We start from the raw sequence: 14,196 nt of genomic DNA on the forward strand, positions 1-14,196 counted from the left end.
TTACAGCTGCCACGAACCGATGTCGGCGTTCACGCCGTCGCCGTCAGGCTGACCGTCGGCGCCGAGGGAAAAGATGTCGATCTCGCCATTGGCGCCGGGGTTGAGGTACTGATAAGGCCGCCCCCACGGATCGTTCGGCAGGCGTTCCAGGTACGAGCGCCAATTGCTGTTCTTCGCATCCGCCGGCCGCTCCACCAACACCTTCAGCCCCTGGTTCATGCTCGGGTAAGTGCCGTGGTCGAGGCGATACAGCTTGAGGGCCTGCATCAACCCGCCAATGTCCTGCTTCGCCGCCGTGGCCCGTGCCTGATCCGGACGATCGAGCACCTTGGGCACCACCATCGCCGCGAGAATCCCCAGAATCACCACCACCACCATGATCTCGATCAGGGTAAAACCCTGCTGACCACGCGGCGTGCGCATCGGTTGCTGAAGCGATTTGAAAGGTGCGATATCCATCTCGACATTCCCTGGCTTGATTCGATTCGACGCGCAGTGTTGCAAGAAGATATGTCAGGGATGTTGAAAATCCTCGGGAGTTTTCGTCGTCAAGCCGTCAAGCACGCGGGTTAGCGTCGAGGGCTGTGTTTTGGCTTTGGGCCCTGTATGCGTGCGCGTTCGCGAGAAGCGGGTTTCACCCTGATTGAAGTGCTGGTGGCGCTGGCGATTATTGCCGTGGCGATGTCGGCGGCTGTGCGCGTGGCGGGATTGATGACGCAGAGCAGCGGGGTTTTAAGGGATCGGTCGGTGGCGCTGATTGCGGCGCAGAGTCGGATGGCGGAGTTGCGGTTGGAGGGGCGATTGCCGGTGGGAATGAAGGCTGTTGATTGCGATCAGGGACGGTTGTTGTTGCGGTGTGAGCAATTGATCAGCGCAGCCGAAAATGGGCGGTTGCTCAAAATTGGCATCCAGGTATTCGACCGCAACCAGGATGCGCCGCCGTTGGCCAGGCTGGAGACATTGTTGTCCCGAACGGAAAGCCCCTCACCCTAGCCCTCTCCCAGAGGGAGAGGGAACCGATTCGGGGATATTCGAGAGCTACACCGACTTGAAAGCCATTCATTGAATCCACAATTGCCAAGCTCACAAAGCCAAATCGAAGGTTCTTCCCTGAAGCCATAATCACCAGGGTCTTTCACCAAAACGATAATCGCCAAGTTCCTTCAGCGAACCATAATCGCCAAGATCTTCCAGGTCGATGCACCCGGCAAGACAACTCAGTCGGCCCCCTCTCCCTCCGGGAGAGGGCTGGGGTGAGGGCCGCTTCTACTCGCGAAGTCCCAGAATCCCCAACCCCATAACCACCAAGATCTTCCAGGTCGATACACCCCGCAAGACACCTCAGTCGGCCCCCTCTCCCTCCGGGAGAGGGTTGGGGTGAGGGTAGCTTCTACTCGCGAAGTCCCAGAATCCCCAACCCCATAATCGCCAAGATCCTTCACCGAACCATAATCACCAAGATCTTCCAGGTCGATGCACCCCGCAAGACAACTCAGTCGGCCCCCTCTCCCTCCGGGAGAGGGTTGGGGTGAGGGCCGCTTCCATTCGCGAAGTCCCAGAATCACCAAACCCATAATCACCAAGATCTTCCAGGTCGACGCACCCCGCAAGACAACTCGGTCTGCCCCCTCTCCCTCCGGGAGAGGGCTGGGGTGAGGGTAGCTTTTGCCCTTCATCCCAGAAGAATCAATCCAGACACCGAGACCGGCCAGCAGCCATCATTGCCATGACAATGCCGACCCTGATTTTCCAAACGCAATACCGTAACCGGCAACAAACTTACTCGAAGGACCTGGCAAGAAGGCTCACCCTCCACCCGCAACCCAGCCCCGCCAACCTAACGCTCACTTGGCCGGGACGCTCTCAAGTGCCGACCCCTCAGCCACTCCCCATTTGTTGAAGCCATAGCCGAGTACCGTTGCGATCAAGATGAAGGCGGCCAGGCTCTCCTGCGGAGGAAAGGGTGCGACGGCGAGCAGCACGCTGACGACCCCAGCCGTGACAAACATCAGGGTGCCGCCCGCCGCCGACGAGGCCCCCGCCTTCTCGCTGAACATCTCCATGGCCCTGGACGCGGCGGCGGGTCTGACCAGCGTGGTGCCTACGGTGCAGATGATCATCGGTATCGCCACCGTAGCGATGGAGAGCTGAAACTGAATCAACCCGACCATAATCAGACCGGACAGCCCCGAGATCGCCAATCCCAACTTGATTTGCGTGTCGATCGTCAGTGTTTTGGATAACCGCGTGGCCAATAACCCGCCCACCACATAGGCGCCTCCATAGGCCAGAAGCACCCATGAATAAGTCAACGAGGACACCCGCAGCGTTTCGAGGAAGATGATTGGAGAAATCGCAATGAAGCCAAAATGGCAAGAAAACGCCATTGCCGATGTCATCCACGAATACACGAAAGGTTTAAAGCTGAAGATATCCGCATAACGCTTCAATATTTCCAGCTTTTGCGATCGCGACGTCAGCGACTGATCCTGCAATTTGGGGAAAAACCACAACGTTTGCCCCAGCAAGATCACCGCCAGGCCAGCAAACACGTAGAAACTCCCTTGCCAATTCAGGGCGTACTGCAAATAGGTCCCAAACAACGGCGAGAACGAAATACACAGTCCGCTTAACGACAGCATGTAAATACGAATCCGCTGTCGATCTTCAGCCGTGAAAACATCCTGAACAATCGCTTGAGCCAACACAAAGCATCCGCACCCTACCCCCTGCACCACTCGCGCCAAGGCAAACTGCACTTGAGTACTGGAGAGCAGGCAACCCGTAATCCCCAGCAGCGACACCACCAACCCAAGCTTGAGCATTACAGGTCGGCCATATTTGTCGGACAGCGGCCCTACCACGATTTGAGAGAGGGAGAACCCGACCGCAAAGGTCGCCACAAAGAATGTGACCTCATTGACTTGCATCCCGAACGCATCCGCCAACGCCGGATAAGACGGAAGCAATACATCGAGCGGGAACACGCCGAGTACAACCATGACCGACAGCAAGAACAGTGCAGAGGCCTTCGAAGGCGATTTGAGCTTAACGTTCACCGTATTCTCCCTTTGGCTGTCATTCGATAAGCCCTGCCTCGGCAAAGCGCTTCACGTTCATGGGGTCTTTGAAAAAACCACTGCGTTTCATCGCCGTTATCGTTGCGGTGCACCCGGCTCGGGCCCTGGCACGATGAGGCGCATGGCCTTGTTGCCTTTCATGGATAAGCCACGCACTGGCGGCATCAACGCCCACACACTTCAAGTTCTCGAACAACCAGTTTTCATGCAGCCTGAAAAACTCGTAAATGGCTTGAACGATAAAACCCGACATGAAGGTTTTCTGAGCGTCGGAAGCGCCCTGCCAGACAATCGTAAAAAGGTGCGAAAAATAAAGTGAGTGCTTGAGCTCGTCCTCAAGGTGGTCACGCAGCATCCGGTAGACGGGGGCATAAACGGTTGCCTTGGAGATCTTCAGAAATTCCTTGGTAATCACCGTTTCAGAAACAAATCCAACAACGAACCAGGCCAACTCGGTATGGGCAGGCTCAACCGTGTTCACCAGCGCCCGGATGTTCCGGACGCGCTCTGAGGCAACTTCCCGATTGGCAATTCCATAAATAGCGCTGACTTGATTGGCGACCTCCGCCGACATCACCGCATGGTAGGCCTCGTCGGCATATAACTTGAGGCCTGTGAGTTTCAACGCCGGAGACAAACCCAAGCCAATCCGATCATGCGCAATGGTTATGATCGCGCGATTGACAATGCGCGTCTCCAGTTCAGTCGTGTAGTCGAGGAACATCACCAGATACCTGGCCAATATCGCCTGCCTCACAGCGTCGCCATGGCAATGAACCGCCTCGTCGGCGAGCCAGGGAGTTGCCGCCGGCACAAACCAGTCCTTGCCCTGTTCGCCCTCCTGCGCCCAGCCGGACAGGTCATAGGCGTTAGGCCGCGTCCGCACGGTGGCGGCGTCGTTCCAGTCTGAAAAGACTTGCAGCGCATCGGTGTCGATCGAACTCATTTCATCAATCATCTTCCCGCGCTCCCTCGCTGGCATGCAGCGCCTCCAAAGCCGCCGGCATGTCCCGGCCGGTGCTGACACCGGCCCCGACAAACAACAAGGGCGCTGACGAGTGGAGATCGCCCAACAACGGCTCCAGACACGATTCATCAATAGCGGCAGAGACCCAAGTCCCAAGGCCCAGCGCAGTTGAAACAAGCTGCACGGTCTGGGAGATATGGCCGGCATCCAGCAACGCGACGCGGTAGGCTCTCGAGTGCGGATACTTCCACCAAAGCCGGTCAAACTGGCACGTCAGGAAAATACCGAACGGAATATCTTGCGCAAAGAATTGCCCGTTGAGTGCCTGACCCAAACTGAAATCGAGATCGTTACTTATGGCTTCCAACTGGTGCTCGACAGGGTTGTAGTAATAAAACCCGGGCGGGATCTGCGCGACATTCTTGATATAAACGTATCCTTCAATCGCATTAAGTCCGCCGCCTGAAGGGCTAGTTCTGCGATGCCGTAGTTCATCGGGACACAGCAGACTAGTTTCAAGAGCGCGAAAAGGAAGATACGCCAGCGAATAATAAAGTATTGATGCTACCTGTTGCTTGGTGACCGCCACAGGAAGGAACTCCCTGACGCTGCGTCGTTTTAACAACGTGCTATGCAAGTCATGATGCTGAGTAGTTTCCGGTCGTGTTAAAGCAATACGTCGCCTTTCATCCCTATCCTGAACTTCATGCCTTAACTTCGGCACCGGAACAGTGAAGGCTTCTTCACACGCCGATTGATAGGCCATTGCCCATTCATGGACGCTTTCGGGTCGCGCCGCATAGTCGATCTTGCTGGTGCCAACGTGAAAGATGCGGGATAGATCATCCCAACCCCATTCCATCGCGGGAAATTCAGTCTCTGACAGTACATCGGCTGCCAGCAATTCCTGGTCGATTGCGTCTTGTGAATCCGGCTCTTCGTCTGGATTCTGACTCAGATGCAGCAACCGAAAAAGATACTGCGGAGCGATGCAATATTGCTTGTGTGCTTGATAGTCCCATAGCACCAACTGCTTATTCTTGATCAGAAAAAAAATATTATCACTGATATAGGAAGGCACTGCTCTCGTCCTTGAGACTGGCAAAAATAAAAAGCCCGGAAGAACTTCTTCCGGGCCTGAACATCACTTGACGGTGGTTTTAACCGGACCTGCCGCTTGAGTCCAGTTAGCCAAGGTTTTCGATTCGAGATTAATAACGGTCATGACACTCTCCTTATCTTCAATGAAGCCGAACCATTCGGCGAAGTGAGATTTAAACAAACAAAAACAGCTGTCAAGAATGAAAATCAAAAAAACTTTTTGCGCTTAACTTGGTGCGTAACTGTTATACAACCGCACCGAGATAGTGCTACGAAAGTCTCCGAATCCGGCCAGCTCGATCATTGTCTGACAATTTAAGTGCGCCATTGCAGCGCACACTTTCAAAACATATGAATCGCCCTGAATTTCATAAACGCCGCTTTGCCTGAACTGACACCAACCAAATGACAGAATGGCGTGCGGCTGGATTGCGCCTTTATCAATCGGTCGCCGAGGTAACTGTCATGACAACGCCCGACGCACGGACAGGGGCCACAGACTACTGCCTGCCGAATGCTCGACCATTTCCAGAGACACGTATCCGCCACAAGCGGTCAGCGCATGACAATGGTATCGTCCACTCCTTTTCAATGTTTCTGACAGATTATGAATAGAGCCAAATCCTCAATCCGGACCATTGCTCCCGCACCAGGCACCCCTGAATCCGATGTGAGGCCAGGACGCCATCGCTATGCTTTTGTGAGTCTTCGACCTTGCTCTCGTTGAAGGATGTCTACATGCCCAACGCATCGCAGAACGCGCGACTCACTGAGTTGCTGACGGTGAGCGAAGCCAGTATTGACAGGGCTGAATCCAACGCCGACCTCCTGAACGTGATCCATGAGTTTGCCTTGTACAACGGCCCGCTCGAATTCGATCGCACACGTGCATGGTGGTTTTTCGGCACCGGCCTGTTATTGCTTGCGAGCGCTTTGGCCCTTTATTGGATTGGAAACATCCATAGCGTCGCTCTGTTCTTTTACCGGTTGGAAATTGATCCCGACTCGTTCGGCATGGGTACTGGTTTTTTTGGCATCGTGATTGCCGTTTGGAGTCTGGCATGGATGAAATCCAAATCTGATCGGTTGCCGTCGCTCAGTAAAAGAATTGCTCGACTGTCATCCTACTTCCACAACGGACTGACTTTCCTGAGAGAAGACTCGGCCGCAACCCTCAAAGAGCTGGACACGGAATTTGGTGATTACCGTCGCGGCGACTACAGCCGCAAGTTGGTCGAGTCGATACAGGGTGAGTTTACCGGCACGTTGCGCAACCTCCCTTTCACGTACCGCCAGCTGCACTATGTCAACCGACGCGAGGTGCATACCACGGTTACCGACGAAAAGGGCAATACCAAAACCGAGACTCGAGTGGTTTATGACCACTACGATCGCTACAGTTTGGTCATCGACTTTCCATGGGTCACCGGAATATCGGTCAGATCTGATCACCAGTCCCAGAACGACTATTCGCATCCCATGGACACGGCTTCTCCGGATTTCAATAAAGCGTTCCGTTTGACCGGTCGCAGCGAGATGCTCTGCGCGAAATTCATCAAGCCTTCGACGGTGCTCCACTTGCTGAAGCTGTTCGACATCCTCCATCGTCCAAACCTGGAGTTCTCCGACAGTGGAGAGCTCTGCCTCAGTTTTGAGAGCAACGACCTGTTCGCGTTCGGTGCCCAGTATTCGCTGGCTTCGCCCAACAATTTTTACGAAGAAATTTCTGCCGGTATCGAACTGCCACGTCTGATGTCTGCGCTCCAATGGAGCCATGCACTCAGTGAGCTGCACGATGACAACTTTACCTTTACCGCCACTCCCCCAAAACAACGCCAAGAGAAGTAAGCCATGGACATTGCACTCATCCTCTCCGCTGTTATCGCTGTCGTCATAATCGTAGCGGGCTTCAGCATTTATAACGGCATTATCGGGGGACACAACCGAGTACAACGTGCATGGTCGGACGTCCTCGTTTACGAACGCCAGAAGACCAAAGTTCTCGACCAGCTGCAAAAAGTGCTCGCAGATTTCATGGTCTACGAGGCCAGCCTCCTGGAGAAGATCACCGGCCTGCGCAGCGCGGTCAACGCCCTGCCTGCGGGCGCCAATGGCAATGCCCTAACGACCGTTGAAACCGCCACCCGGGAGCTGATGGGTGGCTTACGCATCGCTTTCGAGGCCTACCCTGACCTGAAAGCATCAGAAGCGGCGAACAACATGATGCGTGAAATTTCCGAACAACAAGAGAACGTCGGCGCAGCCATCACCATCTACAACCGCAACGTCGAACTGTTCAACAACGCCATCGAGATGTTCCCCGGCTCGGTCATCAATGGCCTGTTCAACAAAAAAACTCGCGTTACGCCATTCACCGATACCGAAGCTTCGCAGAGTTTCTCTTACACCCCGAATATATAATCCGCGTGATGCATCGAACCCATCACCCGCAAGGGTGATGGTCGATCACCTTCCTCCTTGAACAGATCCGCCGCTGATTTTTCCAGGCGCAATGCCGAAAGCAGCAACAAACCACATGAAAACGACGCAGAAAAGCAATCGCCCCGCTCCCACAGATTTCAACGCCAAACAAAACATCTGCAATCAGCACAAAACCCTGTGGGAGCGAGCTTGCTCGCGAAGACGCCCGAACGGACACCCGATCAATCACCAGGTGATCCCGACACCTACATCACCCAGGCAACTGCAAATTATCCAACGCCCGATTCACCGCCAACTCCCCGAGCATGACCAACTGCGCAATCCCCAACAACGCCCGACGCTGCGACGCCGGCAACAGGCTAGCGACGTTCTGCGCAATGGTTTGAGCCGAAGCAAGCGTTTCACTGGCATCAATCAGCAATTCTTCATTTTTGTTGTCGGCAGTCACGGCATACATCCCACGGTTTTTACGTGGAGGCGGCGTGGATCCGGGTGGACAGAGGTAATGGTCGAGCGCGCGGTCGGCGGCTTCGTGGAGTTTTCTGGAATCGATGGATTCGTAGGGGGAAACCGAGGCGGTTTCGGGCGGGTTGGGTGTTGGTTTGATCATGGTGAAGCTCCTTGATGACTGGAGCCGCCACCGTTCGCGGTCAAACAAACAGGGTGGCAGCTGTACGCGGGTTGACCGACCGGACATCAAGGAATCCGGCACACCCGAAGGTGTCCCACGCACAGCCACCGCGACATGATTTCAGACAATGCCTGAACACGTGCAGAACGCTGGCGCGCCTTGATATTGGGCGGACGGTCAAATCCGATCGCTGATTCGTCAGCGATCGCACCACAATAGAATCCGCCCCAAAAGCGCACAAGCCGGCGGATTCTGGCGTAGCTGTAGGCAAAGGCGCAAGGATGTGTAGCCTGCGAGAGTGTCTGGAGATGTTTTTAAACGTTCGCGTTTATCGAGACCTCATTCCGTCACGTACCCGCAACAGATCCGTCCCCTTATTCCAACAGACGTAAGAAAATGGCCGAGATTGCTAGCCTGGTGCTCACTCGAACAGTCCTAAATATTCCGCCCAACCATACAAAGCCAGAATTCCCAGCAGGGAAAATGCATTCAATCGATATGGAATTTCGACCCACCGCCGCAAATCCAGCGGAAGGCTCCGGACATCCTCGAGGGAGCTCGGATTATCCAGCAACAGGCGCGAAGGACGTTTACGCAGCAAAGCAGTGATCAGATTGAGCCTGTACCTGCGCGCCCAAAAACCGGAACGTCCCTTCTGCGGGCAGTTGTGGAGCAGATAGCAATTTTCAAGGTGCAATTCAATTTCGGAAAGCTTGAAATACCCGACATAGATCATCACCAGAACGTTGGAGATGATCAGCACCAGTAACGCAATGCCAGTCGCGGCGAACAGAAGTTTGATTTCAGTCATGGGGAGTCTTCGTAAACGACCTCACCGAAGGACTGATTTTCTTTTTGCCCCATTACAAAAAACCTCTGTATTTCCCATACAGCCAAAGCAGTGAAGTCCCGCCGCACACGAAATAGCCGACATGAAATGGACTCGTCGCCCAGAACCTGAGTCCTCTGGGAAGGCGTTGAACGGCGTCGATCAGCAGGGGTTCCTGCCGTTGGATACTCTTGGATGTAATCAACCGGCTGACAGCGGTCATCCGCTGAGTTCTCGAGTAAAAACTTCCCCCTGATGAACCACAGTCCATGGATAAGTACAGCCACTCATCAAAGTGTTTTTCCAGAGCATCGAGTTTTGTATAAACGGCGTAGAAAATCATTGCGCAGTTGATCACGCCTAATAGGATCAGCGCCCCACATGCCCAGGCAAATACTATTTCGGTGACTTCCATTATTCGGAATACTCATGAATTTCTTGACCCAAAAACTCACCTAGCTCCGACATCTGAGTTCCTGTCTCCACGGACGCTGCCGCACCAACCACAAGCACACACACAAGTTTTCCCATTCCTTTCAATTTCGCGCATACCGCCAAACCTACTTTCCCTCCGATATATCCACCTGCAAGAGCTCCAGCGGTACCGCCGACCATTTTCCCTCCCTCTACAAACCTCACTTGCCTGCATTCCGCCTCGCGGTCGGACACGCAGACCTCGTAGATTTTTGAGCTGGATGCGCCCAGTTGCAAACCTATGCCGAGATAACCACCTCCCTTCATGAACTTCGCTGCTCTGGCAACGCCCGCAATGTTAGTTGCATATCCGGGCAGTTGTGCCGGTGCGCCTGCTTTGCCCCATCGGTGAACAATTCGGCGGCTGGACAATCCCAGTGCACGTTTGAGTTTTGGATGATCTGGCAAACCCGTGCCTTTGCGTACCAGCGGCCCAAGGCTGGCATCCAGTTTCGCCATCAGACGTTTGCGTTTGGCAAAGAACTCTGGGGAATGTAGATGACGATGTTGGGTGTATTGCTGCTGATGCAGTTGCTCCAACTCTTTGAGAGTATTTTTCAATCCTTCCAGATGCTGCCCGATCATGAATGACGCAACGCCCAATGTGCCTGCCGACACCTCCAGAAACGGCTCAATGACCTCATGATGCTCAACCATGAACGAAGCTTCTTCATCCGAAAGGTCTTTCAATGCCTCGTTCACCTTCTCCGCAGCGGCCATCATCTGCGCTTCTTCGCGCCGGCACATATAGTTGCGAGAGTCACTGAACAAGACCATTTGCCCAGGTTTGACCTGCTCACCGAGATGTCGATTGAGTGAGCGGAATTCGCGACGCAGTGAGTCGCCGGGCCTGATTTCGTACAACTCCCGTTCAAGCGCTTCGAGCGTCATGGGTTTCTGAACGATGTGGAAACCCGATTCGGCGGGTTGCGGCAAGGTATAGGCGTGCTCCTCCACCAAGTGTTGTGCAGGAGGTGGCTCGGGTTTGGGGTTGAAGGCATTCCAGGAGGCGCCGCCGTTGTCTGTAGCCATGCGTGGCTTCACCAGTGCCCAATCACCGTTACGCACAGCATCGATGAGTTTTCGCTCATTCGCGCCTTGCATGTAGTTGTTACGATGCAGGCCCATGGCGTTTAACAAGTCGTCGAATCCGGGCAACTCGTCTGGACGATTCAATGCCTGTCGGAAATGTTCCATGGCTTCGTAGGCATCGAGGATCTGCTCTCGCTGGCCATGTAACTCGCTTAGCGGGATGAGTCTGATCACATCCGTGCCCCGTTCTGAAAACACAGGACTTTGGCGAACGGACTCAGGTTTGAATGCAGGACGGATCGGTGTTCGTTGTAGGGAAAATCCGGCTTTCTGACTTGCAGACGCCGCGCTCAAAACATCAATGTTTTATGGCCGGACTGGGTGGAGCAGAAAATAGATCCGTCCGTAATGTTTGCTCCCACAGGTTTCAGCGTCGTACACACCATCTGCAATCAGCATAAAACCCTGTGGGAGCGAGCTTGCTCGCGAAGGCGCCAGAATGACCACCCGATCAATCACCAGGTGATCCCGCCCCTCGCTTCACCCCGGCATCTGCAAATTAACCAACGCCCTATTCACGGCCAGCTCACCAAGCATGATCAACTGCGCAATCCCCAACAACGTCCGCCGCTGCGCCACGGGCAACAGACTCGCAGCGTCATGAGCAATGGCCTTCGCCGAAGCCAGTGTTTCACTGGCATCAATCAGCAGTTCTTCGTTTTTGTTGTCCGCAGTCACGGCATACATCCCGCGAGTTTTACGTGGGAGCGGCGTGGAACCGGGCGGACAGAGGTAATGGTCGAGAGCGCGGTCGGCGGCTTCGTGGAGTTTTTTGGAATCGAGGGATTCGTAGGGGGAAACCGAGTCGGTTTCGGGTGGGTTGGGTGTTGGTTTGATCATGGTGAAGCTCCTTGATTGTTGGAGCCGCCACATTTCGCTGCGAAACGAAGAGAGGTGGCAGCTGTACGCAGGTTCGCAGACCGGGAATCAAGGAACCCGGCATACCCGAAGGTATCCCGCGCACAGCCGCCATAAAGCACCGTTGCCAAAAGTGGCAACGTTTCGGAGCGCTGTGCGCCTTGATTGATCCGGGCTGCGAAACCCGATCGCTGATTTGTCAGCGACCGCACCACAATAGAACCCGCCCCAAAGGCGCACAAGCCGGCGGATTCTGGCGTAGCTGTAGGCAAAGGCGCAAGGATATGTAGCCTGAGAGAGTGTCTGGAGATGTTTTTTTAAACGTTTGCATTTATCGCGCCTCATCGCGTCCTGCCGTCTAAAATCGATCCCGTCACCTGTTGCCAAGGATTCCCCCTGCTCGCCCCGCCTCGCGGCCACATCTAACAGTCAACCAATAATTTGTAAGTAAATATTGAGCGCGCCGCCTGCCTCGGGCATGCTGCGCGCAGCACATTTACATGGACAGTAAAACTTTATGCGCCCCTCCAAGGACATGCCCTTTTCTTCGCGCGTACACGCTGGACACCCCTGCATTATTTTGGCGGCCGATACCCCTCGCCCCATATCGACTCCATTCCGGTCAAGGAAAACTGAAGCTTTGAAAAGGAACATTTCATGAGTGGCAAACCTGCTGCGCGGGTGACAGACCCAACCAATTGCCCGCTCCCGGGGCATGGCACAAACCCTATTGTCAGCGGCTCGCCCAATGTAAATTTCGACGGCCTTGCCGCCGCTCGAATGACCGACAAATCCGCCTGCGGTAGCCCAATTACGGGCGCCGTCAGCGCTACGGTTTTCATCAATGGGCTGAATGCTGCGACTAAAGACAGTACCGGTGGCCACGGCAACGTGGTTATCGGCGGATCCGGAACGGTCATTATTGGCGACACCGTCGTATCAGCGCCCTTCAGCGGTCTGCTGCCGATGCCAGTGCACTTTACTGACAAGTTCAGATTGGTTGACCAAGAGTCGGGCAAACCGCTAGCCCATTTTGAATACGCCATTCAACGCGCTGACGGCAGCATGGAACATGGCGTAAGTGATCCGATGGGCTACACGCACGTAGTGAGTTCGCACCTGCCTGAAACCATCAAGCTGTTTCTTGAGGATTAAGGCATGGCTGAAGTGGTTAGCAAGAGTGGCAGGAAAATGTCTCCCGTCGCCACGAGAGAAGTGACAGCCGTCAAAGACACCTCCCCTAAAACTGTAGCGCTGGACGCTAAAAAACAGATAAGACGGGCGGAGAATGAGGAGTATTTGAAGGATCCGAACGTGAAGGCATATTTGGCTGCCATTGCCAAAGCCGAAGGCGGTGACTACCACGCGAAATATGGATATGGCTGGGCAAAGGGTTTTCAAACCGGGAAATGGACGTTCACAGATGAGTCCACCCATCCTGGCGCCGGTTTCGGCGGATCAACTACGGCATCGGGCTTGTATCAAATAACCATTGCCACTTGGCGCGAGTATGGCGGCAAGATGGGGCTGACCGACTTTACGCCTCATACCCAAGACCTTATAGCGGTCGACATTCTGCGCACCCTCGGTGTGATCGACAAGATCAAGGCAGGTGACATCCCGGGCGCGATGCCGAAAGCCGCAACACGGTGGGCGGCACTTCCCGAGGGGCCCGGCAAGAAAAATCACTATCCACCGCAACCTTACGCCGAATATCCGGATTTTTTGTCGTACTACAAATCGGCTGGAGGAACCGTCAAATGAAGGCTTTGCACCTCATATTTGTCGCACTTTATTGCACAGGTATCAGCACAGCGTTTGCCGATGGCTCGCAGGCGCCAAACGACAAGCGCGGGCCAGCAGGCATCGTCGTCGGTGAGCGTTTGGTGGCGGCCAAGTCCAAGCTAATCAAACAAGGCTGGAAGCCAACGCCGATGCATACCACCGACGGTTATGAATACAGCGGCGTGGAGCGTGAGTTGGCTGCACGCAAGTTCATCGAACTGGATACCTGTTCTTTCGATAGCTCGCGCTGCATCTTGTACTACTCAAAGAAAGGCACCTGCCTGCGCGTCGATACCATCGGTGAACAGTTCAAGGACATGACGGTTACGCGATGGACCGATGAATGTCCTGAAATGCCTCAATAACCCGCCCCCACAGGTTTCAGCCTCGCACACACTATCTGTGACCAGCCTAAAACCCTGTGGGAGCGAGCTTGCTCGCGAAGGCGCCAGAATAACCACCCGATCAATCACCAGGTGATCCCGCCCCTCGCGTCACCCCGGCATCTGCAAATTATCCAACGCCCGATTCACCGCCAGCTCACCAAGCATGATCAACTGCGCAATCCCCAACAACGTCCGCCGCTGTGCCACGGGCAACAGGCTCGCAGCGTCATGAGCAATGGCCTTCGCCGAAGCCAGTGTTTCACTGGCATCAATCAGCAGTTCTTCGTTTTTGTTGTCCGCAGTCACGGCATACATCCCGCGAGTTTTACGTGGGAGCGGCGTGGAACCGGGCGGACAGAGGTAATGGTCGAGAGCGCGGTCGGCGGCTTCGTGGAGTTTTTTGGAATCGAGGGATTCGTAGGGGGAAACCGATTCGGTTTCGGGTGGGTTGGGTGTTGGTTTGATCATGGTGAAGCTCCATTTTTATACCTGGTGGAACCACCAACACCTGTCGCTAAACAAGTAAGGGTGGCAGCTGTGCGCGGGTTAGC

General features: G+C 54.6%; 16 protein-coding genes. 6 read left to right on the plus strand and 10 right to left on the minus strand.

The genetic code is table 11. The features are described from left to right. Positions 1–459 carry a type II secretion system major pseudopilin GspG gene (gene gspG, locus K5Y35_RS23255; protein ID WP_038368790.1) on the minus strand — a complete coding sequence of 153 codons (459 nt, stop codon included), beginning with the start codon at positions 457–459 and terminating at the stop codon, positions 1–3. Positions 460–606: 147 nt separating this feature from the next. Here gspG and gspI point away from each other — a divergent pair, with 147 nt between their 5' ends. Next, on the plus strand, positions 607–993 hold the full coding sequence (gspI, locus tag K5Y35_RS23260; RefSeq protein WP_186748732.1) for a type II secretion system minor pseudopilin GspI: 387 nt from the start codon (positions 607–609) through the stop codon (positions 991–993). Positions 994–1,844: 851 nt separating this feature from the next. Here gspI and K5Y35_RS23265 read toward each other — a convergent pair. From K5Y35_RS23265 to K5Y35_RS23275, 3 genes are read right to left on the minus strand one after another with little or no spacing between them, the layout of a single operon-like run. After that, positions 1,845–3,059, minus strand: coding sequence for an MFS transporter (locus tag K5Y35_RS23265; RefSeq protein ID WP_222833065.1), 1,215 nt, complete (start codon positions 3,057–3,059; stop codon positions 1,845–1,847). A 19-nt stretch (positions 3,060–3,078) separates the two neighbouring features. Next, on the minus strand, positions 3,079–4,038 hold the full coding sequence (locus K5Y35_RS23270) for a diiron oxygenase (protein WP_261991214.1): 960 nt from the start codon (positions 4,036–4,038) through the stop codon (positions 3,079–3,081). Next, positions 4,031–5,128: a SagB/ThcOx family dehydrogenase gene (locus tag K5Y35_RS23275; RefSeq protein ID WP_222833067.1), complete on the minus strand. Its 1,098-nt coding sequence runs from the start codon at positions 5,126–5,128 to the stop codon at positions 4,031–4,033. The genes K5Y35_RS23270 and K5Y35_RS23275 overlap by 8 nt, the downstream gene beginning before the upstream one ends. Positions 5,129–5,886: 758 nt before the next feature. Between K5Y35_RS23275 and K5Y35_RS23280 the strand changes: the two genes are divergently transcribed. Together K5Y35_RS23280 and K5Y35_RS23285 are read left to right on the plus strand one after the other, a co-directional pair. Next, positions 5,887–6,996 (plus strand): hypothetical protein, encoded by a 1,110-nt coding sequence (locus tag K5Y35_RS23280; RefSeq protein ID WP_128615181.1) that lies wholly within the window; start codon positions 5,887–5,889, stop codon positions 6,994–6,996. Between the two features lie 3 nt (positions 6,997–6,999). After that, entirely contained in the window at positions 7,000–7,569 is a 570-nt protein-coding gene (locus K5Y35_RS23285; RefSeq protein ID WP_123468093.1) for a LemA family protein, read from the plus strand. Positions 7,570–7,840: 271 nt separating this feature from the next. On the opposite strand, the gene K5Y35_RS23290 is transcribed toward K5Y35_RS23285, so the two are convergent. The 5 genes from K5Y35_RS23290 to K5Y35_RS23310 form a co-directional block, all read right to left on the minus strand. Beyond that, on the minus strand, positions 7,841–8,200 hold the full coding sequence (locus tag K5Y35_RS23290; RefSeq protein ID WP_222833068.1) for a DUF6124 family protein: 360 nt from the start codon (positions 8,198–8,200) through the stop codon (positions 7,841–7,843). Between the two features lie 442 nt (positions 8,201–8,642). Next, a complete protein-coding gene (locus tag K5Y35_RS23295; RefSeq protein ID WP_222833069.1) occupies positions 8,643–9,032 on the minus strand; it encodes a hypothetical protein in 390 nt (129 codons plus the stop codon). Positions 9,033–9,084: 52 nt separating this feature from the next. Then, positions 9,085–9,465: a hypothetical protein gene (locus tag K5Y35_RS23300; protein ID WP_128615179.1), complete on the minus strand. Its 381-nt coding sequence runs from the start codon at positions 9,463–9,465 to the stop codon at positions 9,085–9,087. Next, positions 9,465–10,790, minus strand: a complete 1,326-nt coding sequence (locus tag K5Y35_RS23305; protein ID WP_222833070.1) for a hypothetical protein — start codon at positions 10,788–10,790, stop codon at positions 9,465–9,467. The genes K5Y35_RS23300 and K5Y35_RS23305 overlap by 1 nt, the downstream gene beginning before the upstream one ends. Positions 10,791–11,096: 306 nt before the next feature. Further along, positions 11,097–11,456 (minus strand): DUF6124 family protein, encoded by a 360-nt coding sequence (locus K5Y35_RS23310; protein ID WP_222833071.1) that lies wholly within the window; start codon positions 11,454–11,456, stop codon positions 11,097–11,099. Positions 11,457–12,131: 675 nt separating this feature from the next. Between K5Y35_RS23310 and K5Y35_RS23315 the strand changes: the two genes are divergently transcribed. From K5Y35_RS23315 to K5Y35_RS23325, 3 genes are read left to right on the plus strand one after another with little or no spacing between them, the layout of a single operon-like run. Further along, positions 12,132–12,629 (plus strand): PAAR domain-containing protein, encoded by a 498-nt coding sequence (locus K5Y35_RS23315; protein ID WP_128613628.1) that lies wholly within the window; start codon positions 12,132–12,134, stop codon positions 12,627–12,629. Positions 12,630–12,632: 3 nt separating this feature from the next. Continuing rightward, positions 12,633–13,238: a hypothetical protein gene (locus K5Y35_RS23320; protein ID WP_218278114.1), complete on the plus strand. Its 606-nt coding sequence runs from the start codon at positions 12,633–12,635 to the stop codon at positions 13,236–13,238. After that, complete coding sequence (locus tag K5Y35_RS23325) at positions 13,235–13,624, plus strand: hypothetical protein (protein WP_102359173.1); 390 nt, start codon at positions 13,235–13,237, stop codon at positions 13,622–13,624. The genes K5Y35_RS23320 and K5Y35_RS23325 overlap by 4 nt, the downstream gene beginning before the upstream one ends. Before the next feature lie 129 nt (positions 13,625–13,753). On the opposite strand, the gene K5Y35_RS23330 is transcribed toward K5Y35_RS23325, so the two are convergent. Then, a complete protein-coding gene (locus tag K5Y35_RS23330) occupies positions 13,754–14,113 on the minus strand; it encodes a DUF6124 family protein (protein WP_222833072.1) in 360 nt (119 codons plus the stop codon). Between the last annotated feature and the right edge of the window lie 83 nt (positions 14,114–14,196).

The organism is Pseudomonas sp. SC3(2021) (assembly GCF_019856535.1).
GTDB lineage: Bacteria > Pseudomonadota > Gammaproteobacteria > Pseudomonadales > Pseudomonadaceae > Aquipseudomonas > Aquipseudomonas monsensis.

Coding starts and splice junctions, on each gene's coding strand:
- gspG (WP_038368790.1), bottom strand. CDS start 459: ATGGATATCGCACCTTTCAAATCGCTTCAGCAACCGATGCGCACGCCG.
- gspI (WP_186748732.1), top strand. CDS start 607: ATGCGTGCGCGTTCGCGAGAAGCGGGTTTCACCCTGATTGAAGTGCTG.
- K5Y35_RS23270 (WP_261991214.1), bottom strand. CDS start 4,038: ATGATTGATGAAATGAGTTCGATCGACACCGATGCGCTGCAAGTCTTT.
- K5Y35_RS23280 (WP_128615181.1), top strand. CDS start 5,887: ATGCCCAACGCATCGCAGAACGCGCGACTCACTGAGTTGCTGACGGTG.
- K5Y35_RS23285 (WP_123468093.1), top strand. CDS start 7,000: ATGGACATTGCACTCATCCTCTCCGCTGTTATCGCTGTCGTCATAATC.
- K5Y35_RS23290 (WP_222833068.1), bottom strand. CDS start 8,200: ATGATCAAACCAACACCCAACCCGCCCGAAACCGCCTCGGTTTCCCCC.
- K5Y35_RS23295 (WP_222833069.1), bottom strand. CDS start 9,032: ATGACTGAAATCAAACTTCTGTTCGCCGCGACTGGCATTGCGTTACTG.
- K5Y35_RS23300 (WP_128615179.1), bottom strand. CDS start 9,465: ATGGAAGTCACCGAAATAGTATTTGCCTGGGCATGTGGGGCGCTGATC.
- K5Y35_RS23310 (WP_222833071.1), bottom strand. CDS start 11,456: ATGATCAAACCAACACCCAACCCACCCGAAACCGACTCGGTTTCCCCC.
- K5Y35_RS23315 (WP_128613628.1), top strand. CDS start 12,132: ATGAGTGGCAAACCTGCTGCGCGGGTGACAGACCCAACCAATTGCCCG.
- K5Y35_RS23320 (WP_218278114.1), top strand. CDS start 12,633: ATGGCTGAAGTGGTTAGCAAGAGTGGCAGGAAAATGTCTCCCGTCGCC.
- K5Y35_RS23325 (WP_102359173.1), top strand. CDS start 13,235: ATGAAGGCTTTGCACCTCATATTTGTCGCACTTTATTGCACAGGTATC.
- K5Y35_RS23330 (WP_222833072.1), bottom strand. CDS start 14,113: ATGATCAAACCAACACCCAACCCACCCGAAACCGAATCGGTTTCCCCC.